The organism is Hoeflea sp. IMCC20628 (assembly GCF_001011155.1).
Taxonomy (GTDB): domain Bacteria; phylum Pseudomonadota; class Alphaproteobacteria; order Rhizobiales; family Rhizobiaceae; genus Hoeflea.
The window spans coordinates 4,483,327-4,503,278 of record NZ_CP011479.1; the positions used below are offsets into that span (position 1 = coordinate 4,483,327).

Annotated in this window: 15 protein-coding genes; 10 read left to right on the plus strand and 5 right to left on the minus strand. The window is 59.4% G+C overall.

Features of this window, described 5'->3' with window-relative positions; all coding sequences use genetic code 11:
• The first annotated feature begins 5 nt into the window (after window positions 1-5).
• On the plus strand, window positions 6-791 hold the full coding sequence (locus tag IMCC20628_RS20935) for an SDR family oxidoreductase (protein WP_047031813.1): 786 nt from the start codon (window positions 6-8) through the stop codon (window positions 789-791).
• 81 nt (window positions 792-872) lie between these two features.
• Here IMCC20628_RS20935 and IMCC20628_RS20940 read toward each other — a convergent pair whose 3' ends face one another.
• The gene (locus IMCC20628_RS20940) at window positions 873-1,565 is read right to left on the minus strand and encodes a DUF1013 domain-containing protein (protein ID WP_047031814.1); all 693 of its coding nucleotides are present in this window, start codon (window positions 1,563-1,565) and stop codon (window positions 873-875) included.
• Window positions 1,566-1,807: 242 nt separating this feature from the next.
• Here IMCC20628_RS20940 and acs point away from each other — a divergent pair, with 242 nt between their 5' ends.
• Window positions 1,808-3,763, plus strand: coding sequence for an acetate--CoA ligase (gene acs, locus IMCC20628_RS20945; RefSeq protein ID WP_047031815.1), 1,956 nt, complete (start codon window positions 1,808-1,810; stop codon window positions 3,761-3,763).
• A gap of 366 nt (window positions 3,764-4,129) precedes the next feature.
• Here the strand turns inward: acs and IMCC20628_RS20950 are convergent, their stop codons facing one another.
• Both IMCC20628_RS20950 and IMCC20628_RS20955 read right to left on the minus strand, forming a co-directional pair.
• The gene (locus IMCC20628_RS20950) at window positions 4,130-4,609 is read right to left on the minus strand and encodes a thermonuclease family protein (RefSeq protein ID WP_047031816.1); all 480 of its coding nucleotides are present in this window, start codon (window positions 4,607-4,609) and stop codon (window positions 4,130-4,132) included.
• Window positions 4,610-4,666: 57 nt separating this feature from the next.
• Window positions 4,667-4,918 (minus strand): DUF1674 domain-containing protein, encoded by a 252-nt coding sequence (locus tag IMCC20628_RS20955; protein WP_082128370.1) that lies wholly within the window; start codon window positions 4,916-4,918, stop codon window positions 4,667-4,669.
• Between the two features lie 136 nt (window positions 4,919-5,054).
• On the opposite strand from IMCC20628_RS20955, the gene htpX reads away from it, so the two are divergent.
• From htpX to purH, 4 genes are all read left to right on the plus strand, one after another.
• Window positions 5,055-5,978, plus strand: coding sequence for a zinc metalloprotease HtpX (gene htpX / locus IMCC20628_RS20960; RefSeq protein ID WP_047032841.1), 924 nt, complete (start codon window positions 5,055-5,057; stop codon window positions 5,976-5,978).
• 80 nt (window positions 5,979-6,058) lie between these two features.
• The gene (locus tag IMCC20628_RS20965; protein ID WP_156174701.1) at window positions 6,059-7,360 is read left to right on the plus strand and encodes an RsmB/NOP family class I SAM-dependent RNA methyltransferase; all 1,302 of its coding nucleotides are present in this window, start codon (window positions 6,059-6,061) and stop codon (window positions 7,358-7,360) included.
• 144 nt (window positions 7,361-7,504) lie between these two features.
• Window positions 7,505-9,214 carry a heparinase II/III family protein gene (locus IMCC20628_RS20970; RefSeq protein ID WP_156174603.1) on the plus strand — a complete coding sequence of 570 codons (1,710 nt, stop codon included), beginning with the start codon at window positions 7,505-7,507 and terminating at the stop codon, window positions 9,212-9,214.
• Window positions 9,215-9,387: 173 nt separating this feature from the next.
• Window positions 9,388-11,001 carry a bifunctional phosphoribosylaminoimidazolecarboxamide formyltransferase/IMP cyclohydrolase gene (gene purH, locus IMCC20628_RS20975; RefSeq protein ID WP_047031818.1) on the plus strand — a complete coding sequence of 538 codons (1,614 nt, stop codon included), beginning with the start codon at window positions 9,388-9,390 and terminating at the stop codon, window positions 10,999-11,001.
• Between the two features lie 12 nt (window positions 11,002-11,013).
• On the opposite strand, the gene IMCC20628_RS20980 is transcribed toward purH, so the two are convergent.
• A complete protein-coding gene (locus tag IMCC20628_RS20980; protein WP_197078357.1) occupies window positions 11,014-12,420 on the minus strand; it encodes an MFS transporter in 1,407 nt (468 codons plus the stop codon).
• Between the two features lie 27 nt (window positions 12,421-12,447).
• Entirely contained in the window at window positions 12,448-17,235 is a 4,788-nt protein-coding gene (locus IMCC20628_RS20985; protein ID WP_047031819.1) for an NAD-glutamate dehydrogenase, read from the minus strand.
• A gap of 90 nt (window positions 17,236-17,325) precedes the next feature.
• On the opposite strand from IMCC20628_RS20985, the gene IMCC20628_RS20990 reads away from it, so the two are divergent.
• From IMCC20628_RS20990 to IMCC20628_RS21005, 4 genes are all read left to right on the plus strand, one after another.
• Complete coding sequence (locus IMCC20628_RS20990) at window positions 17,326-17,913, plus strand: peroxidase-related enzyme (protein WP_047031820.1); 588 nt, start codon at window positions 17,326-17,328, stop codon at window positions 17,911-17,913.
• A 66-nt stretch (window positions 17,914-17,979) separates the two neighbouring features.
• Entirely contained in the window at window positions 17,980-18,219 is a 240-nt protein-coding gene (locus tag IMCC20628_RS20995; protein WP_047031821.1) for a hypothetical protein, read from the plus strand.
• Window positions 18,219-19,112, plus strand: a complete 894-nt coding sequence (pdxY, locus tag IMCC20628_RS21000) for a pyridoxal kinase PdxY (RefSeq protein WP_047031822.1) — start codon at window positions 18,219-18,221, stop codon at window positions 19,110-19,112. The genes IMCC20628_RS20995 and pdxY overlap by 1 nt, the downstream gene beginning before the upstream one ends.
• 185 nt (window positions 19,113-19,297) lie before the next feature.
• Window positions 19,298-19,948, plus strand: a complete 651-nt coding sequence (locus tag IMCC20628_RS21005; protein ID WP_047031823.1) for a carbonic anhydrase — start codon at window positions 19,298-19,300, stop codon at window positions 19,946-19,948.
• The last annotated feature ends 4 nt before the right edge of the window (window positions 19,949-19,952 follow it).

Genomic DNA, 19,952 nt, shown 5'->3' on the forward strand with positions numbered 1-19,952 from the left:
AAACCATGAGACTGGATGGACGAACCGCGATTGTCACCGGCGGCGCCAATGGGATCGGGCTGGCGATTGTCCGCCGGCTGGTGGCTGACGGCGCCCGGGTGATGATCGCCGACATCGACGAGGCCGCAGGTGCCGCTGCAGTGGAAACGATCTCGGGCGATGGCGAAGTGCGGTTTACCGCAGCAGATGTCTCCGAGCGGCTTGATGTTCACAATCTGGTGGCCAGGACGATTGATGCCTTCGGCTCGATCAATGCACTGGTCAACAATGCCGGTATTGTCCATGCGGCCGATTTTCTCGATCTGGAAGAGGCCGATTTCGACCGGGTGCTGAACGTCAATCTCAAGAGCGTTTTCTTGTGCGGACAGGCGGTCGCGCGCCACATGGTGGAGCGGATCAGTGAGGGCGAAGAGCCCGGCTCGATCGTCAACATGTCCTCGATCAATGATACCTTCGCGATCGCCAACCAGGTTCCCTATTCCGTGTCCAAGGGCGGGGTCAGCCAGTTGACGAAAGTCATGGCGTTGTCGCTTGCGGAGTATGGAATACGGGTGAACGCAGTAGGTCCCGGCTCGATCATGACCGATATGCTGGCTTCCGTGGCCGACAATCCGGAGGTTCGCACCCGGATCCTGTCGCGCACTCCGCTCGGCCGCATCGGCGATCCGTCCGAGATTGCCGCCGTGACAGCTTTTCTGCTGTCATCGGATGCGAGCTACGTGACCGGACAGACGATCTATGCCGATGGTGGGCGGATGCCGCTCAACTACACGGTTCCGGTCAAGGAATAGCACACAGGCAACGCCGCTGATCATATGAAAAAGGCCCGGAAATCCGGGCCTTTTTCATAATTATGTAGCTGGTAACAGGTCTCAGACGTCTTCGTCTTCTTCCGGTTCGGTGCGCTTCATCGATGTCAGTTTTGCAAACACTGCATCTGCATCGATTTCCTTCTCGCCATCATCATCCACCGGAGTTGCGACTTCGGTTTCACGCGCAGAAACCAGAACGCTTCCATGTTCGGATGCAGGCACGGCGCCACGAGTCTTGGCGGCACGTTCGACTTCAAGGTCGAGATCGATCTGCGTGCAAAGACCAAGGGTGACGGGATCCATTGGCGTCAGATTGGCTGCGTTCCAGTGGGTTCGTCCGCGGATCTGTTCAATGGTCGACTTGGTGGTGCCAACCAGACGAGAGACCTGCGCGTCCTTGAGTTCGGGATGATTGCGAACCAGCCACAAAATCGCGTTGGGCCGATCCTGACGCTTGGAGACCGGCGTGTAGCGCGGGCCCTTGCGTTTGGTTTCCGGGACGCGAACCTTGGGCTCGGAGAGTTTCAGTTTCACTTCAGGATTGGCTTCGGCTGCGGAAATTTCTTCCCGCGAAAGCTGTCCGGTGTTGATAGGGTCAAGACCCTTGATGCCTTGCGAGGCTTCGCCATCAGCGATCGCCTTCACCTCAAGCGGGTGAAGTTTGCAAAATAGTGCGATCTGATCGAAGCTCAACGCGGTGTTGTCGACAAGCCAGACGGCGGTCGCCTTCGGCATGAGAAGCTGCTGTGCCATGAATACAATCCTCCTGTCCGTCCGCTCCGGGGGCGCGGGCCGTGGATGAAACCACCATTTCCGGGAAATCGGCGTCGTTATAACCGCAAGCCCGGTCAATTGCAATTGTCGCGTCATGCTTTCGCAAACCGGTCCAATGTCTAATTGCAGTGGCGGTTTGCGCTGCTAATAATGGTCACTATAAAAGCCGTGCTGCGCTTAACATGATAATGTGGTGCATACCTGTTTGTGAGGAGGTCCGAATGCCGCAGAAAACCTACAAAGTCCTGAAAGATGCCAAATCCCGGGCGCTGATTGATGATGAAACCTACCAGAAATGGTACACCCAAAGTATCGAGGATCCGGACACATTCTGGGGCGAGCATGGCAAGCGGATCGACTGGTTCAAACCCTACACAAAGGTCAAGAACACCAGCTTTACCGGCAATGTGGCGATCAAGTGGTTCGAAGACGGCCTGACCAATGTGTCCTATAACTGCATTGACCGTCATCTGGAAAAGCGCGGCGATCAGGTGGCGATCATCTGGGAAGGCGACAATCCCTACGATGACAAGAAGATCACCTACCGTGAACTTTATGACCAGGTCTGCCGTCTCGCCAATGTGATGAAATCCAAGGGCGTGAAGAAGGGTGACCGGGTCACCATCTACATGCCGATGATTCCCGAAGCCGCCTATGCGATGCTTGCCTGCACCCGAATCGGCGCGGTTCATTCGATCGTGTTTGGTGGATTTTCACCCGATGCGCTGGCTGGCCGAATCAGTGACTGCGAATCAACCTTCGTGATTACGGCTGATGAAGGGCTTCGCGGCGGCAAGACAGTCCCGCTCAAGCACAACACCGACCTCGCGGTCGATATCGCCGGGCGCGCCGGTGTCGTCGTCAAGGACGTGCTGGTTGTTCGCCGCACTGCAGGTAAGATCAACTGGTTCGACGGGCGCGACACCTGGTATCACGAGGCTGTCAATGCGGCGAAACCGGATTGCCCGCCGGCCAAGATGAAGGCCGAGGATCCGCTGTTCATCCTCTACACATCGGGCTCGACCGGAAAACCCAAGGGTGTGCTGCACACCACCGCCGGGTATCTGGTCTATGCGTCGATGACCCATGAATATGTCTTCGATTATCATGAGGGCGATATCTACTGGTGCACCGCCGATGTCGGCTGGGTCACCGGGCATTCCTACATTGTCTACGGTCCGCTCGCCAACGGCGCGACCACGCTGATGTTTGAGGGCGTGCCGAACTACCCCTCCCCGAGCCGGTTCTGGGATGTGGTCGACAAGCACCAGGTTAACATCTTCTACACGGCACCAACCGCAATCCGCGCGCTGATGGGTGCGGGCGATGATCACGTCAAGAAATCCTCGCGCAAATCACTGCGTACGCTTGGATCGGTGGGCGAGCCGATCAACCCCGAAGCCTGGGTCTGGTATCACGATGTCGTCGGCGACAAGCGCTGCCCGATTGTCGACACCTGGTGGCAGACCGAAACCGGCGGCATCATGATTTCGCCGCTGCCCGGCGCCACAGACCTCAAGCCCGGATCGGCGACGCGGCCGTTCTTCGGCGTGCAGCCTCAGTTGGTCGACGGTGACGGCGATGTGCTGGAAGGCACTGCGGAAGGCAATCTGTGCATCACCGATTCCTGGCCGGGTCAGATGCGGACGGTCTATGGCGACCATGAGCGCTTCATCCAGACCTATTTCTCCACCTACAAGGGGAAATATTTTACCGGTGATGGCTGCCGGCGCGATGAGGACGGCTATTACTGGATCACCGGCCGGGTCGATGACGTGATCAATGTGTCGGGTCACCGCATGGGCACGGCCGAAGTGGAAAGCGCGCTGGTGTCGCATGATTCGGTCTCGGAGGCGGCGGTGGTCGGCTATCCGCACGACATCAAGGGCCAGGGCATCTATTGCTACATCACGCTGATGGAAGGCCAGGAGGGAGGCGACGCGTTGCGCAAGGCGCTCGTCGCTCATGTGCGCCATGAAATCGGTCCGATCGCCTCGCCGGACAAAATCCAGTTTTCGCCCGGTCTGCCCAAGACCCGTTCTGGCAAGATCATGCGCCGAATCCTGCGCAAGATCGCCGAAGACGAGTTTGGCGCGCTGGGTGATACCTCGACACTGTCCGATCCGGGCGTTGTCGATGATCTGATCGCCAACCGGCAAAACAAGAAGAAGGACTGATCAACCCCGCATGTGTTTGCGGCGTGTTCCCTGTCTCGATAAAGGCCCGTACGGACACTCACCGTGCGGGCTTTTTTGTGCCAGCACCATGGTGATCAAAAAAACTTGCCATTGGTCTTGGCAAGGCGGGAAGACTGGCCCACATTGTTGGTGTCTTCAACAATTGAAAAGGAGGTGATCTGATGTCGAGTGATTCCCAAAAGCCGGTTCGTACGATTCGGATTGCCGGACTTCGGAGCAGCCTCTGAAGCGCTGGTAAAGCTGGCAAGTCCTGATCCATCGCTGATGTGTTCGGGCAGGCGTCCAACCGGCGCTGGAATTCACGAAGGCCACCCGCAAGGGTGGCCTTTTTGCATTGTTGGAGGCCTATTTGCCGGAAGTGCCGCAGACGGCTTTTAGCCGCTTGCCGCCCTGATAGGGCCTGGCCAGTCCGCTCTCCAGCATGGCGGCGGCAACGTCACGGGTTCCGGCCTTGAGGTCGGCCAGCACGCGGCCATAATATTTGCCACCGGACACATTGATCAATTCGACGGTTGGAAACCCTGATACCAGCCGCTCAAGCTCGTTGCGTGCATGATCGGCTGCCAGCCGCTCGGTCGAACAGCGCGAACGGCGTTCCGGCGTGTCGATGCCACGCAACCTGACCGAAACGCGCACGGCGTGTCCCGGCCAGGGATGGGCGTCGACTTCGAGCGTGTCGCCGTCAATGATGCGGATGACTTGCACCGAAACCGGACCCGGGATGCTGCGCCATTGATTTTCGACCGCCCATGCCGTGTTCGACGCGGCGAGGGTATGGCCAATCGAGGCAACAACCGCAAACAGGATGGGTGAAGGAAATCGCATAACAAAGATAATATCGCGAATATATTCCTTTGCTGCATGCAGATCAACAGGGCCAGTCTAAAAATCGATGGCGCGGCCGTTGATCTCCCAGTCGCCATAGCGCGCCGGATCGGCGCCGCCGCGGCCACCAATTTCCCTCTTGGCCGCCGTCTCTTCTGCATCGCGCGCCTGCCGCCGCGCTTCTGCTTCGTCCAGAGCGCGTTGGGCGGCTGGGCTGAGCTTGCGCGCTCGCTGTTCCAGCGGTTCACCATTGACCTTGGCATCCGGCTGCGTGGCGGATGAGGATTCCGTTTTTGGGGTCGTGGTCATGGTCTGATCTGCCGGATTGGGGGTTGGATTGAAGATTCGCTTGAAACACCCCATGTTTAACGCCACAAGCGACGAAAACCAAACCCTCGCGCAAACCCGGAACACCGGACAAAAGGTCGCTGGAAAGGAAACTGGCATGAATCTGGTTCGCACTGCCATGCTGATCGCATTGATGACCGCCTTGTTCATGGGCGTGGGCTATCTGATTGGCGGGGCCGGAGGCATGATGATCGCCTTTGTGATTGCCGCCGCAATGAACCTGTTTTCCTACTGGAATTCGGACAAGATGGTGCTGCGCATGCATCATGCGGTGGAGGTGGACGCGCAAACTGCGCCCGAATTTTACCAGATTGTCGCCGACCTGGCACAAAATGCCGGGCTGCCGATGCCGAAGGTATATGTGATCCGCAATGCGCAGCCCAATGCGTTCGCCACCGGCCGAAATCCGCAAAATGCCGCCGTTGCAGCCTCCACCGGCCTGCTTGAAGCGCTCAGTGACGAGGAAGTCGCCGCCGTTATGGCCCATGAGCTGGCGCATGTGCAAAACCGCGACACGCTGACCATGACGATCACCGCGACGCTGGCCGGCGCGATTTCCATGCTCGGTAATTTCGCCTTCTTCTTTGGCGGGAACCGCAACAACAATCCGCTCGGCTTTATCGGTGTGCTGGTGGCGATGATTGTCGCGCCGTTTGCCGCAATGATGGTGCAGATGACCATCAGCCGCACCCGCGAATACGCCGCCGACAGGCGTGGCGCGGAAATTTGCGGCAATCCACTGTGGCTGGCCTCGGCATTGAAGAAGATTGCCATGGGCGCCAGTCGTGTGGTCAACGAGGATGCCGAACGCAATCCTGCGACGGCGCATATGTTTATTATCAACCCTTTGAACGGTCAGCGCATGGACAGTCTGTTTTCCACCCATCCGGCGACCGAGAACCGCATAGCGGCGCTCGAAGCCATGGTCGCTGAATTTGCGCCCGCCCCCGCTCCGTCGCGCCCGGCCCAACCCGGTCCCTGGGGTCGTGACGGAACCGTTTCGAAGGGGCCGTGGTCTTGACCGGCGCCCGGCCTGTTCGCGCCCGCACAAGATCTGACAATCATAGCAACCGCAGCGGCCCGACCGATTCAAAGCCCGGCCTGGCCGCACGGCAGGCCGCAGCCCGGTTGCTGTCGGCGGTCACCGAAAGCAAGGCATCGCTGGACGGGCTGCTCGATCCGACAGGCGGCAATCCGGCTTTCACCGGACTTGGCGATCAGGACCGGTTGCTGGTGCGGGCGATCCTGCTGTCAGCGCTCAGGCATTTGCGGGTGATAGACGCCTTCATCGACAGGCTGGTCGACAATCCCTTGCCCGAAGGCGCGCGCGCGCTCAGGCAGGTGCTGCGGGTCGGTGCTGCGCAGATCCTTTATCTCGATGTTCCTGATCGCGCCGCGGTGGATCTGGCTGTCAGCCAGGCCGACGGAGATCCGCGCAACCGGCGCTTTGCCGGGCTGGTGAATGCGCTGTTGCGGCGCATGGCGCGGGAAAAGGACCAGTTGTTGCCGGAAATCTCGGCTGCAACGCCGGATTTTCCGGACTGGTTTGAGAGCCGGCTGACCCAATTCTATTCAGATGATGCCGAGGCGATCCTTGCGATCCTGTCCGAACCGCCTGCCATCGATCTGACGGTCAAGGCGGATGCTGCAGGCTGGGCTGAAAAGCTCGGCGGCGTGGTGTTGCCAACGGGTTCGGTTCGGATCGCCCGGCCGGAAGGTCCGGTGTCGGGACTGGCCGGTTATGACGAGGGCGCCTGGTGGGTACAGGATGCGGCAGCCAGCCTGCCGGTACAGATGTTCTCAAAGCTCGACGGGCTGGAGATCGTTGATCTGTGCGCGGCCCCTGGCGGCAAGACCGCGCAACTGGCACTGGCCGGCGCGCGGGTGACGGCTTGCGACCAGTCCGGTAACCGGCTCGAGCGGTTGCGCGGTAATCTGGAGCGGCTTGGCCTGGATGTGAAAACCCAGTTGTGCAGGGCACAGGACCTGATCGCGCCCGAAGGCTTTGACGGGGTTCTGCTCGACGCGCCGTGTTCGTCGACCGGAACCGTGCGCCGTCATCCCGATATTCCCTATACAAAAGGCCCTGACGACATCCGGCACCTGGCGCGGGTGCAGCGTGATCTGCTGGATCATTCGGCCGGTCTGGTGCGCCCCGGCGGCGAACTGGTGTTTTCCAATTGCTCGCTCGATCCTGAGGAAGGCGAGGCCATGGTGGCTGGATTTCTGGCCGATCATCCCGCGTGGTGCATCAAGCCGATCGATCCGGACAAGTGGCCGGGACTGGAAATGGCGGTCACCAGTACCGGCGCGGTCAGGACGCATCCTGCCATGCTTGGGCATGAAGATCCCAGGCTTGCAGGTCTGGATGGATTTTATGCTGTTGTGCTGACGCGGCGGTGAAATCCGGGTTGCGTCATTGAAGGCGCGCCAAAAGACGTTGCACCCCTTTGGGGCCCAAAATACCAGCGGTAGTTGAACAATCAACCGACTGTGCTACGATTCCGGTCCGGTGGAGGGCCGGGACCGGATTTCAGGAATTCCCGATTGACTTTTTCGATACTCGATTCACAACGCTCGGCATATTTGTACGGGGCGGAGATCTGGCGACGGTTTGCCAGGCGCATGGCATTGGGGCGGATCAACGCCATGCGATTTGCCGGTGGTGTGCCGGACCGGCTTGTGGTTGCTCCAATTGATCTGCGTATCGCCGACTCGCATATTGCCGAGGAAATCTATTCCGGACGTTTCGCCATCGGCGGCACGATGGTCGACACCGGTGGCGGCAGCCCGTTTCAGATGAAAATTGCGAACCAGGCCTTTGTGCGCAGTTTGAATGGATTTGGCTGGCTCAGACATATGCGTGCTGCCGATCATGATCTGGCTTTTGCCAATGCGCGGGCGCTGGTAGATGACTGGATCACGGTGCAGGGCCGCGATCTGGGAGGACTGGCCTATGATCCCGATGTTCTTTCGAACCGTCTCATTGCCTGGTTTTCGCATTCGCCTATCGTGCTGCGCGGCGCCGATCACGGTTTTTACCGGCGGTTTCTAAAGAGCATCGCCTTGCAAGCCCGCTATCTGCGCCATGTGACTTTGGCGCTGCCCGGCGATGCGACCCGCTTCAGGGCTCGCATAGCGCTGGCGATGGCGAGCCTGTGCCTTCCTTCCAGTGCCGGGGCGGTCCGCTCCGCCTCACGGCATCTTTCCACCGAATTCGATTTGCAGATATTGCCCGATGGCGGTCATATCTCGCGCAATCCGATGATCCTGATCAGTCTGCTGACGGATCTGCTGCCATTAAGGCAAACCTATATCAATCTTGGACAAAAACCGCCGGCCAACATGATTGCCGGCATGGACCGAATGTTTTCGGCTCTGCGTTTCTTTCGCCATTCCAATGGTGAACTGGCGCTGTTCAACGGCGCATCTGCGGTATCGGCAGACCGGCTTCTGGCCGTGTTGCGCTATGATGAAACCTCTGGCGCAGCGTTCCGCGAGATGCCGCATTCGCACTATCAGAGACTGACTACGGGCAACGTGGTGCTGATTGCTGATACCGGGTCGCCACCAAAGGGAAATGCATCGGCAACAATCCATGCCGGATGTCTCTCCTTCGAGCTGTCTTCAGGTCTCAACCGCTTTGTTGTCAATGCCGGAGCACCGGTGTTCTTTCACCCGCACCATGCCGAGTTCAGCCGGTTAACAGCTGCGCACAGCACTGTTACGCTCAATGACTCCTCGTCCTTGAAGATCTCACATTCATCCTTCCTTGGGCCGATCGTGACAGGAGGCGTGCGCCGGGTGACGGTTCAATCCCGGGACCAGGAAGGTTCGCATCTTGGATTCAGTGCCACCCAGGACGGCTATCTCAGCAGTTTGAGACTCCTGCACCGCCGCGAGGTCAAGCTGCTGGCTTCGGGACATGAGGTCCACGGCAGCGATCAGTTTCTCAGACCCGATGAGAGTGCGCCCGTATCTTCTGACAGCACGGTCGGCATTGCCCGGTTTCACATCCATCCGAAAATAGCGGTCACGCAGGATGAGTCAGGTGTGGTCCATCTCACCGCGAGCGATGGCGAATCCTGGGCTTTCATCGCCAATGACCTCAACGCAGAAATCGAAGACGATGTGCATTTTGCAGATCTCGCCGGAGCGCGAACCAGCAAACAGATTACCCTGACGTTTACGGTTGGTGAGCACCCGCAGATCGAATGGCAACTGATCCGCACCACATTGCCCCGCTCCGGCGCCTGACACTCTGGATCTCCAAGGGACGCGCGACCCAAGCCTCGCCAAACACATATTCTGCCGGTCGTTTGGGCTGATGCGGTGTGCCGTCTGAGCTGACAGCGCTCCACAGATAAGGCTGATTGCGTGTTTTATCACGGCGCCGCCTGTGCTAACGCAGCTTTTTGCGAGGGATATTCATGGCTGTTGTTTCCAAAAATCACCCGGCGCCGGATCTGGTGCGGGTCCGCCGGGCTTTGCTTTCGGTCTCTGACAAGACCGGTCTGGTCGATTTTGCCCGCGGGCTTGCAGGCGCCGGGGTTGAACTGGTTTCGACGGGCGGAACGCGGGCCGCTCTGGAGGCTGCCGGCCTTGCAGTGCGGGATGTTTCCGAACTGACACAATTTCCCGAAATCATGGATGGCCGGGTCAAGACCCTGCATCCGGGCGTGCATGGCGGGTTGCTCGGCATTCGGGATGATGCCGATCACCGGTCAGCCATGCAAGAGTATGGGATCGTCGACATCGACATGGCAGTGGTCAATCTCTACCCGTTCGAACAGACCGTTGCCAGCGGCGCTGATCCGGCGACGATTGTCGAGAACATCGATATCGGCGGCCCGGCAATGATCCGTGCCTCGGCGAAAAACCATGCCTATGTGACTGTGGTCACTGACCCGGAAGACTATGCCCGGGTTCTTGGTGCGCTTGAAAGCCAGGATGGGTCGATTTCACTGGCGTTGCGGCGCGAACTCGCTGCTTTGGCCTTTGCCCGGACTGCAGCCTATGACGCGGCGGTATCGGGTTGGTTCGCGCAGGAACTTTCATTGCAAGCGCCGCGCCACCGGGCCTTTGGTGGCAAATTGCTGGATGTCATGCGCTACGGTGAAAATCCGCACCAGGCAGCGGCGTTCTACGCAACCGGTGAAAATCGTCCCGGCGTGGCAACAGCCACACTGCTGCAGGGCAAGCAACTGTCCTACAACAACATCAATGACACCGATGCGGCTTTCGAGCTGGTCAGCGAGTTCGATCAGGACCGTGCGGCGTGTGCGATTATCAAGCACGCCAACCCGTGTGGTGTTGCCGTTGGCGGCAGCCTGGTGGACGCCTATCGCCGGGCGCTCGAGTGTGACCAGACGTCCGCCTTTGGCGGCATCGTTGCGCTTAACCGCCCCCTCGATGCCGAAACGGCAGCCGAAATCGTCAAGATCTTCACGGAAGTGATCATTGCCCCTGATGCGAGCGACGAGGCGCGGGAGATCCTTTCAGCCAAGAAAAACCTGCGGCTGATGACCACCGGGGCGCTTGTCGATCCGCGTCAGCCGGGAATCATGGTCAAGACCGTGGCCGGCGGGTTGCTGGTGCAGGGCCGTGACAATGGCATCGTGCTGCCGGAAGATTTCAAGGTGGTGACCAAGCGGGCGCCCGATGCCCGCGAACTTTCGGATATGGATTTCGCCTTCTGTGTCGCCAAGCACGTCAAATCCAATGCCATCGTCTACGCGCTCAATGGCGCCACCGTTGGCATCGGGGCCGGACAGATGAGCCGGGTCGATTCGGCGCGGATAGCAGCCCGCAAGGCGGTTGATGCAGCCGAAGTGCTCGGCCTGGCAACGCCACTTACCAAAGGCAGTGTTGTCGCCTCCGATGCGTTCTTCCCGTTCGCCGACGGCTTACTGTCAGCAATTGAAGCCGGTGCGACAGCGGTCATCCAGCCGGGCGGCTCAATGCGTGATCAGGACGTGATTGATGCGGCAGATGCTGCCGGGATCGCCATGGTGTTTACCGGGATGCGGCACTTCCGGCACTGATCGGCCAACGCTTTATGCTTTGACCGGCTCAGTCGCGGGTTGATCGGCCGGATATGGTGTCGTCCAGAGAATCACAAACCCGGCCGCGAAAAAGATGACGATGGTCGCCATTCCCAGCCGCGGCGAACCCGACAGGGCGGTGACCGTGGCGACCAGGAACGGGGCTGTGAAGCTGGTGGCGCGGCCCGACAGGGCATAGATGCCGAAATAGCGGCCAGACTCCTCCTCGGTCACGCTGCGCGCCATATAGGCGCGCGACGAGGCCTGCACCGGTCCAAAGGCAATGCCGATCAGAAGTCCAAAGGTGATGTAGGCCTTTTCGGCAGAGGTTCCGAACATGCCGCCGGAATCCCCGCCTCCCAGTTGCAATGCGCCAAACAGGGTGAAGCCCGGACCGGTCGACACGATGCCGACTGTGGCGATCAACAGCAACAGGATCGAGATCAGCACAACCTGCTTGGAACCGAGCCTGGTGTCGAGGCGGCTGGCATACAGACAGGAAAAGATCGCGACCACATTGAGCATAATGCCATAGATCCCGATTTCCGTGATGCTCCAGCTGAACATGGCGGCAGCAAATCCGCCACCCAGTGCCAGCAGTGCGTTGACGCCATCCTGATAGATCATGCGAGCGATCAGAAACCGGAAGATACCAGCGCGTTGTCGTACTTCACCGATGGTCGAGCGCAATTCGGCAAGACCATCGCGCATCGCTCCACCAAGGGCTCTGCGGCCGCCTGAATCCGGGGTAAACAGGAACATAGGCAGGATGAAAACAGCGTACCAGAGCGCCGAAATAGGCCCCGAGGCGCGAGCGTCTTCACCTTGAGCCGGATCAAGACCGAACAGGGGATCAAGGCCTAGCAGCGTTTTCCCGGTTTCAGGTGAGGCGGCCAAAAAGGCAATGATGAAAATCAGCACGATCATGCCGCCGAGATAGCCAAGGCCCCAGGCGAGATTTGACACGCGCCCGATGTCTGCCTTGGGAACCAGGCGCAGCAACATCGAATCGTTGAAGACAATTGAGAATTCCGCCGCCACCGAAGCCAGGGTGAAGATGGCGACAACAGCAACAATATTGGAGCCCGGCGCTGCGAACCACAATCCGCACAGCGCCAGGATCTTGATGATCGCAAAGACGGCGATCCATGGCTTGCGCGGTCCGGTTTGATCGGCAATTGAGCCAAGCAGAGGTGAAAAAATGGCAATCAGCAAACCGCCGGCGGCGATGCCATAGCCCCAGGCCGCCTGTCCGGTGGCCGGGTCGCTGGCCATGCGACTGATAAAATAAGGACCGAAAATGAAGGTGGTGACGACCGTAAAGAACGGTTGCGCCGCCCAGTCGAACATCATCCAGCCAAAGACACCGCGGCGTTGAACCACAGCCTTCGGCGGCAAACCGGTTACCTCAGACATCATTGCCCCCCCAAAAGGACCAAATTCCGGCTATGCCCGCAAGGACCGGGCGAGATCGCTCAACATGCCGGCGGCGACAGTCAGTTTGGCAACCGACAACTCGCCGCTGTCGGTGAGTGACAGGATCTGGCTGCGAACATGGGCGATGCGATCGCTGTTGGCGCCCAGCCATTCGCCCGACGGGTCCTTGGCCTTGGGATAGCTGTCGAGCGCCGTTGCGGCAATGATTCGCCGGGCTTCGGAGATTTCATCCAGGCTTCGCGCCAGTGCCAGACCTTCGAAATGGTCGGAAACCGGTATCCGGTCCACCGCCGCAACGATCTTGCCAACGCGGAAGGCATCGGTGACGGCGAAATATGTTTCGGTCGCCCGCTTCAGATCGGTGTTGGACGAAGCGGCAACATGACAGATGTCAGGGGCAAGCGTCAGGCTGGCCAATCCGGCAATCTGGCTGGCAAGGTCTTCAGGCACCCCTTGCAAAACCAGCTCTGCCCTTGTGGATTCGGCTTGGCTGCGCATGAAATCAGGCAGCGCAGCGGCGAGTTCACCTTCCAGCTTGCCGACACTGTCACGCATCGTCTTGATGGCAGCGCCGAGCGCGCCGTGCGCCGCGCCGGTCTTCAGCGCCCAGCCGGTCACCGTTTTGAGTGTGTCGCCGATATCGGCGTAGAGACGGTTCTGGACCGCACCGGGAACCTTGGTGTCGAGGCCATCCACCTGCGCATAGAGATGATTGAGCGACAGGCCGTCGCGGGCAAGCACGAAGGCTTTGACGATATCTGAGGCGGTGGCGCCGGACTTGTCCCCCAGGGCGATGACAAAGCCCGGGCCGCCGCGATTGATCGCGTCATTTCCAAGCAGTGTCGAGATGATCTCGCGCCGCAGCCGATGGCTGGCGATGTCGCTGGAATGGGCTTTCTGCATGCCTTTGGGAAAGTAGGATTTCAGCGTGTCGTCGAAGTAAGGGTCGTCTGGCAGGGAACTGGCGACGATTTCGTCAAACAGCACCAGTTTTGAATAGGACAGCAAAACACCGATTTCGGGCCGGGTCAGCGCACGGCCACTGGCGACTCGTTCGGCGATGGCCGTTTCATCGGGCAGATCCTCTACCTTGCGATTGAGCAATCCGCGGCTTTCGAGATTGCTCATCACCCTGCTGAGTTCGCCAACGCCGGAGATTCCGTTGGCCTGGGAAATCGAGATCGCCAGTGTCTGCAGATAGTTGTTGCGCAAGACCAGCCCGGCAACCTCATCAGTCATGGATGCCAGCAGGGTATTGCGCTTGGGCCGGGTGAGACGATTTTCGCGCATCGCATTGGCGAGAGCGATCTTGATGTTGACCTCGACGTCGGAGGAGTTGACCCCGGCAGAATTGTCGATGGCGTCGGAATTGCAGCGCCCGCCTCTCATTGCGTAGGCGATGCGGCCCTTCTGGGTGACGCCGAGATTGGCGCCTTCACCGATCACCTTGGCGCGCACCTGACGGGCGGGTATGCGGATGGCGTCATTGGCGCGGTCGCCGACATCAGCGTCATTTTCGCCTGCATCCTTGATATAGGTGCCGATGCCGCCGAACCACAGAAGATCGGTCTCCATCGACAGGATGGCGGTCATGATGTCTTGCGGGGTCGCCTTGAGGCTCGCTAATCCGATTGCCGCAGCTGCCTGGGGGGTCAGGTCGACGGATTTCAGTGACCGCGGAATGATCATGCCGCTCTTTGACAGCTTGGATGTGTCGTAGTCCTGCCAACTCGAGCGGCCCAGATCAAACAGCCGGCTTCGCTCGGCAAATCCTGTGGCGCAATCGGGATCGGGATCAATGAAGATGTCACGGTGATCGAACGCCGCCAGCAGCCGGATCTTTTCAGACAGCAGCATGCCGTTGCCGAAAACGTCGCCCGACATGTCACCAACACCGGCGGCGGTGAACGGCGTGGTCTGGATATCGATGTCCATTTCGCGGAAATGCCGTTTGACCGCCTCCCAGGCGCCGCGTGCGGTGATGCCCATCTTCTTGTGGTCATAACCGGCAGAGCCGCCAGACGCGAAGGCGTCGTCAAGCCAGAAGTCCCGTTCCTGGCTTAGCGCATTGGCGGTGTCCGAAAACGTCGCTGTGCCCTTGTCAGCGGCGACGACAAAATAGGGATCGTCGGTGTCATGGCGGATCGTATTGGCCGGCGGCACAATCGCATCGCCGACAATGTTGTCGGTGACCGACAACAGCGTGCGGATGAACAGCTTGTAGGCATCGCGCCCGGCCTCAAAAATGGCATCGCGACCGCCTTCGGTCGGCAAGCGCTTGGGATAGAAGCCGCCTTTTGCGCCCACCGGAACGATCACCGCGTTCTTGACCTGCTGCGCCTTGACCAGACCCAACACCTCGGTGCGATAGTCCTGCGCCCGGTCGGACCAACGCAAACCGCCGCGGGCCACCGGACCAAAGCGCATATGCAGTCCCTCGACCTCGGCGCCATAGACGAATATCTCCCGGAACGGCCGTGGCTCCGGCAAGCCTTCGAGCGCCTTGGGATCAAGTTTGAAGGCCAGCGCCGGGCGGGGTGCGCCGTCGGGTCCGGTCTGGAAATAATTGGTTCTGAGCGAGGCCTCGATGGCATTGACGTAACGTCGGAGGATCCGGTCGTCGTCAATACTGGGGACTTGCATCAGCGCTGCTTCAATTTCCGCCATCAGTTTGGCGTTCAATTCATTGCGCTTGTCGCCGTTCAAACCCAGATCAAACCGGATCCGGAACAATTCGAACAGCTTGGCGGAAATGGCCCAGTGCCGGTTGAGACTGCGGGCAATGTATTCCTGCGAATAGGGAATGCCTGCCTGGCGCAAATAGCGGGCATAGGCACGCAACACCATGGCTTCGCGAACCGACAGGCCGGCATTGGTGACCAGTCGGTTGTAGCTGTCATTGTCGGTGTCGCCGCGCCAGACCGACAGGAATGTGTCCTCAAGCCGTTGCCCATCTGCGGCCAGATCGATGATACGGCCGTCTTCATGGATGATTTCCATATCGTGAACCACGACGGTGCTGGAAGCGCCGTTTTCATCAAGGAAAATCTCGTGGGTCTGTTCGCTGATCACCTTGAAGCCGAGATTTTCCAAGAGCGGAACGCGCCGGGACAAGGCCACCGGCTCGCCGGCGTGAAAAATCTTCAGTGCCAGATGGTCATCGGCGGTTTCCTCGCCGCGATAAAACGCAATCCGGATGGCGCCCGATTCGGTGCAGGCCAGAATGTCGTCGAGATCGGCCAGGGCTTCTTCGGGCCCGAAGCGTTCCTTGTAGGACTGGCTGACGCTCACCCGCGCCGTAACGCTGCCACCGAGCATGCGGAACTGGTCTTCCCACCTTGTGACGATGGAGCGGACGTCGCGCTCGAGCTGTTCCTGCGGAATTTGCGGCGTCTTGCCCTCGGAACGACCGATGATGAAATGGACGCGCGCCACGCCGCCTTCGGGAAATGCCGGATAGTAAGCCGACACACGACCATTGTAGACGGTCTTGAAATAGGCGCCGATGCGCTCGCGGGCGATTGAATCATACTGATCGCGCGGCACATAGACGATCAGCGATACAAACCTGTCGAACCGGTCAATTCGCGGCAGAACGCGCACACGCGGCCGGTCAGCCAATTCGTTGATCTGATTGCAGAACCGCGCCAGCAAGGGGGCGTCGATCTGAAACAGGTCGTCGCGCGGATAGGCTTCCAGCGTGTTGAGCAACAATTTGCCGGAGTGGCTTTCGGGATCGTAGCCGAAATCCGTGACAACTGCCTGGACCTTGGACCGCAACAGCGGAATTTTGGTAACCGACCGCGTGTAGGCGGTCGAGGTGAACAGCCCCACCACGCGCAGTTCGCCAATAACCTTGCCCTTGGAATTGAATCGCTTGATGCCGATGTAGTCCATATAGGTGCGCCGGTGGACGACCGAGCGGACATTGGCCTTGGTGACGATCAGGAAGTCCGGGCCCTGCAGGAAATCGAGGATTTCGGGCGTCGTGGTAACCTGATCCTTGCCGAGTCTGAGGACAAGGACATCAGGGTTTGACAAAATTCCGAGGCCTTCGGACGAGGCACGGCTCAGTTGCGCCGCATCGCCGTCGCCCGAATAGACATATTCGCGCATGCCCAGCAGGGTGAAATTGTTGTCGCGCAACCAGGCAATGAAGGCCAAGGCCTCTTGCCGGGCCGGTTCGACCGTCTTGTCGACGTCGAGCGCCACCAGGTCGGCAGCACTGTGATCAAGCATCGCCAGCATTGATTTCCAGTCGGAAACAGCGGCCTTGACCTGATCGAGCACATGCTGGATGCGGGCAATGAGATCGGTGGCGGCGGCATCGTCTAGCCGTGGCATGTGGATCTGGATGTGGCTGACCCGCTGCGAAGGCTCGCTTGCGTCGCCATGAGAGTACAGTACTGCCGGCATCTTTCCCGAAACGACCAGGATGGGGTGCAGCGCCATGAAAATGTCGCGCACGTCGGAGGTGAGTTCACCCATCACCGAATCATAGAGGAACGGCTTGTTCAGCGTGGTGATCGTCAGCACCGAAACATCGTGACCGGAGGTTGTGGCCCGGTCTTCATTGACCAGGCTCAATCTTGACGTCTTGCCATTCCAGGCGCGAATTTCCGATTCGGCCAGCACTGCGAATGCGGCAAGGCTCTCAGCCGGAAAAAGCTGCAAATCATCCATGCTGACGCGGGAGAACAGGACTTCCGGCTTGACGAAGGGCTTCTTGCCCTTGGAAGCGATTGATGCGGCTTCGGCAAGCAGTGAATCCGACTTGCGTTTGGTCTTGGCAGCCATTTCTGTCCTCCAGCACTTGATATCCACACCGAACCTAGCAGAAGTAGCAGGCAATGCGAGACGAAAGGCGAAACGGATGGGAGACAAATCATGAAGTTAGCTGATGAAAACGCTTCGGAAGCCGCAACCGCGCTGGAATTGGAGCAGGAAACGCCGTTGAGCCCGGCAATGGACGCCTATTTTGCCAAATGCGACGAAAAACTCGGCATGGTGCCAAATGTGCTGAAAGCCTATGGGTTCAACAATGAGAAGCTGGAGGCTTTCGTTGCATTCTACAACGATCTGATGCTTGGCGCTTCCAATCTCAGCAAGCTCGACCGGGAGCTCATTGCTGTCGCAGTGTCGTCGATCAACAGCTGCTATTATTGCCTGACCGCGCATGGGGCCGCCGTGCGTCAATTGTCAGGCGATCCTGTGCTCGGCGAGCAGATGGTGATGAATTACCGGGTTGCAAAACTTGAGCCGCGGCAGCGCGCGATGATCGATTTTGCCGTGCTCGTCACCGAGGACCCGGCGCGCATTGTCGAGGCCGACAGGCAGCGGCTCCGGGACGCGGGGTTTTCCGATCGCGACATCTGGGATATTTCCGCAGTGGCGGCGTTTTTCAATATGACCAACCGGATGGCATCGGCGACTGACATGCGGCCAAATCCGGAGTATCACGGGTTTGCACGTTGATCCCGAGATGCGAACAATGAATGCGGGATGCTGCGATACAATGCCAGGGAGCCGGGAGCTCAGGTCATGAAAGACGATGAAACTGTCCGTCAGGCAAAACGCGCCCTCGACCGGCTTGGTCAGGAAGGCGGGCTGTCGGCCACGCCGGTGATGAAATCCGCCGCCAGTGGCGTGCGTGACCATTTTGCCGCCGAAGATGCGGACAAGACCGACAGGCTTGAAGTCTGGGGAACCCGGATTGCTCGCGGACTGGCGCTTCTGGCTCTCGGCGGGCTGGTGTGGTGGTTGGTCGGGCAGGTATTGTGATGACTCCGGACAATCAACGCAATTCCGATATCCGAACTTCGGTGATCGTGATTTCGAGCCATGTCGTGCGTGGCTCCGTAGGTAACCGGGCATCGGTGTTCGCTCTGGAGACGCTCGGTTTCCCGGTCTGGGCGGTTCCCACAGTGATTCTGCCCTGGCATCCGGGTCATTCGCGCGCTACCCGGATCGTTCCGGCGCGTGACGATTTCGCCTCGCTGATCAACGATCTCTGCGGCGCGCCATGGCTCGGCGAGGTTGGTGCGGTGCTCAGCGGCTATCTCGGCGACGCCGGGCAAGCCGATGACGTGGCGCGGCTTGTCGCTGCGGTGAGGACTGTCAATCCGGAGGCGCTTTACCTATGTGATCCGGTCATTGGTGACACCGGCGGGCTTTACGTGCCTGAGGCGGTTGCCACGGCCATAGCTTCGAAGCTGATTCCGATCGCTGACATTGCCACACCCAATGTTCACGAACTTGGCTGGTTGTCGGGCGCACCCATCGGCGATGCCAAATCGCTTATTGCGGCTGCGCAAACGCTGGGGCCTGCGCGCGTGCTGGTGACGTCAGCGATTGCGATGATGGCCGGAAGCACCGGCAATATGCTGTTCAGCGGCAGCCAGACGCTGATGGCTGAACACCGGCTCATTCCCAATGCGCCAAATGGTCTGGGTGATCTGATGTCGGCAACCTTTCTTGCCCGTCTGCTGGAAGGCGTTCCTGATGGCAAAGCATTGCAGATGGCAACCGGTGCGGTGTTCGAAATCCTGGCTCGCACAGCGCGGCGCGGCGCTGATGAATTGACCCTGGAAACCGATGCGCAAAGCCTGCGCACGCCGATGGCGATGGTCAACATGCGGCAGGTCCGATCACCTGCGGACCGCACCAGGTCGTAAAATCAGCCAACCGGCCAGTTACAGTGGCTGTTGAGGGTTCCACGCCGATTGATGCTCCGATGGCCGGACAAGCCGAGACAGGAGGCTTTTGCGTCCGCCGGTTCCGGATCAATCCCTGATCTTTCGCGGTCTTCAGAGACAAAAGCTGATTGATATTCGTCGCACAGCCGTTTATGTGCGAATGCATGTCGACATTCCCGACCCGCCTTATTGAAGGCTACCAGACATTCATGAGCGGCCGGTATCCGGCCGAGAAGAACCGTTACCGGCAGTTGGCCGAGACCGGTCAGGAACCACATACGATGGTGATTGCCTGCTGCGATTCGCGCAGCGCGCCGGAAACCGTGTTCGATTGCGGTCCCGGTGAAATGTTTGTTGTGCGCAACGTGGCCAATCTGGTGCCGCCCTATCAGCCGGACGACAATCTCCACGCCACATCGGCAGCACTTGAATTTGCCGTTCAGTCGCTGAAGATCCGTCAGATCGTCGTTATGGGTCATGGCCGTTGCGGCGGCATCAAGGCGGCGCTCGATCCCGACGCAACGCCTTTATCACCCGGCGATTTCATCGGTCATTGGGTGCGGTTGCTCAAACCGGCTGCCCAGCAGATTCAGGACAGTCAGTTGCTGACCAGCGGTGAACGCCAGATTGCGCTCGAGCGGATCTCGATCCGCAACTCAATCGTCAATTTGCGGTCCTTTCCTTGCGTGAAGATACTCGAGGAACGTGGAAAACTGCAGATCCACGGCGCGTGGTTTGATATTTCCACGGGTGAATTGTGGGTCATGGATCCGCAAACCGGTGATTTTTACCGGCCGGAACTGCCGCTCGCTTGACACA

Bases quoted from the DNA above. Each gene is read 5' to 3' on its own strand.
- IMCC20628_RS20985 (WP_047031819.1), bottom strand. From the start codon at position 17,235: ATGGCTGCCAAGACCAAACGCAAGTCGGATTCACTGCTTGCCGAAGCC.
- IMCC20628_RS20980 (WP_197078357.1), bottom strand. From the start codon at position 12,420: ATGATGTCTGAGGTAACCGGTTTGCCGCCGAAGGCTGTGGTTCAACGC.
- IMCC20628_RS20955 (WP_082128370.1), bottom strand. From the start codon at position 4,918: ATGACCACGACCCCAAAAACGGAATCCTCATCCGCCACGCAGCCGGAT.
- IMCC20628_RS20935 (WP_047031813.1), top strand. From the start codon at position 6: ATGAGACTGGATGGACGAACCGCGATTGTCACCGGCGGCGCCAATGGG.
- purH (WP_047031818.1), top strand. From the start codon at position 9,388: ATGGCTGTTGTTTCCAAAAATCACCCGGCGCCGGATCTGGTGCGGGTC.
- IMCC20628_RS20990 (WP_047031820.1), top strand. From the start codon at position 17,326: ATGAAGTTAGCTGATGAAAACGCTTCGGAAGCCGCAACCGCGCTGGAA.
- IMCC20628_RS20940 (WP_047031814.1), bottom strand. From the start codon at position 1,565: ATGGCACAGCAGCTTCTCATGCCGAAGGCGACCGCCGTCTGGCTTGTC.
- IMCC20628_RS21005 (WP_047031823.1), top strand. From the start codon at position 19,298: ATGTCGACATTCCCGACCCGCCTTATTGAAGGCTACCAGACATTCATG.
- htpX (WP_047032841.1), top strand. From the start codon at position 5,055: ATGAATCTGGTTCGCACTGCCATGCTGATCGCATTGATGACCGCCTTG.
- IMCC20628_RS20995 (WP_047031821.1), top strand. From the start codon at position 17,980: ATGAAAGACGATGAAACTGTCCGTCAGGCAAAACGCGCCCTCGACCGG.
- IMCC20628_RS20950 (WP_047031816.1), bottom strand. From the start codon at position 4,609: ATGCGATTTCCTTCACCCATCCTGTTTGCGGTTGTTGCCTCGATTGGC.
- acs (WP_047031815.1), top strand. From the start codon at position 1,808: ATGCCGCAGAAAACCTACAAAGTCCTGAAAGATGCCAAATCCCGGGCG.
- pdxY (WP_047031822.1), top strand. From the start codon at position 18,219: ATGACTCCGGACAATCAACGCAATTCCGATATCCGAACTTCGGTGATC.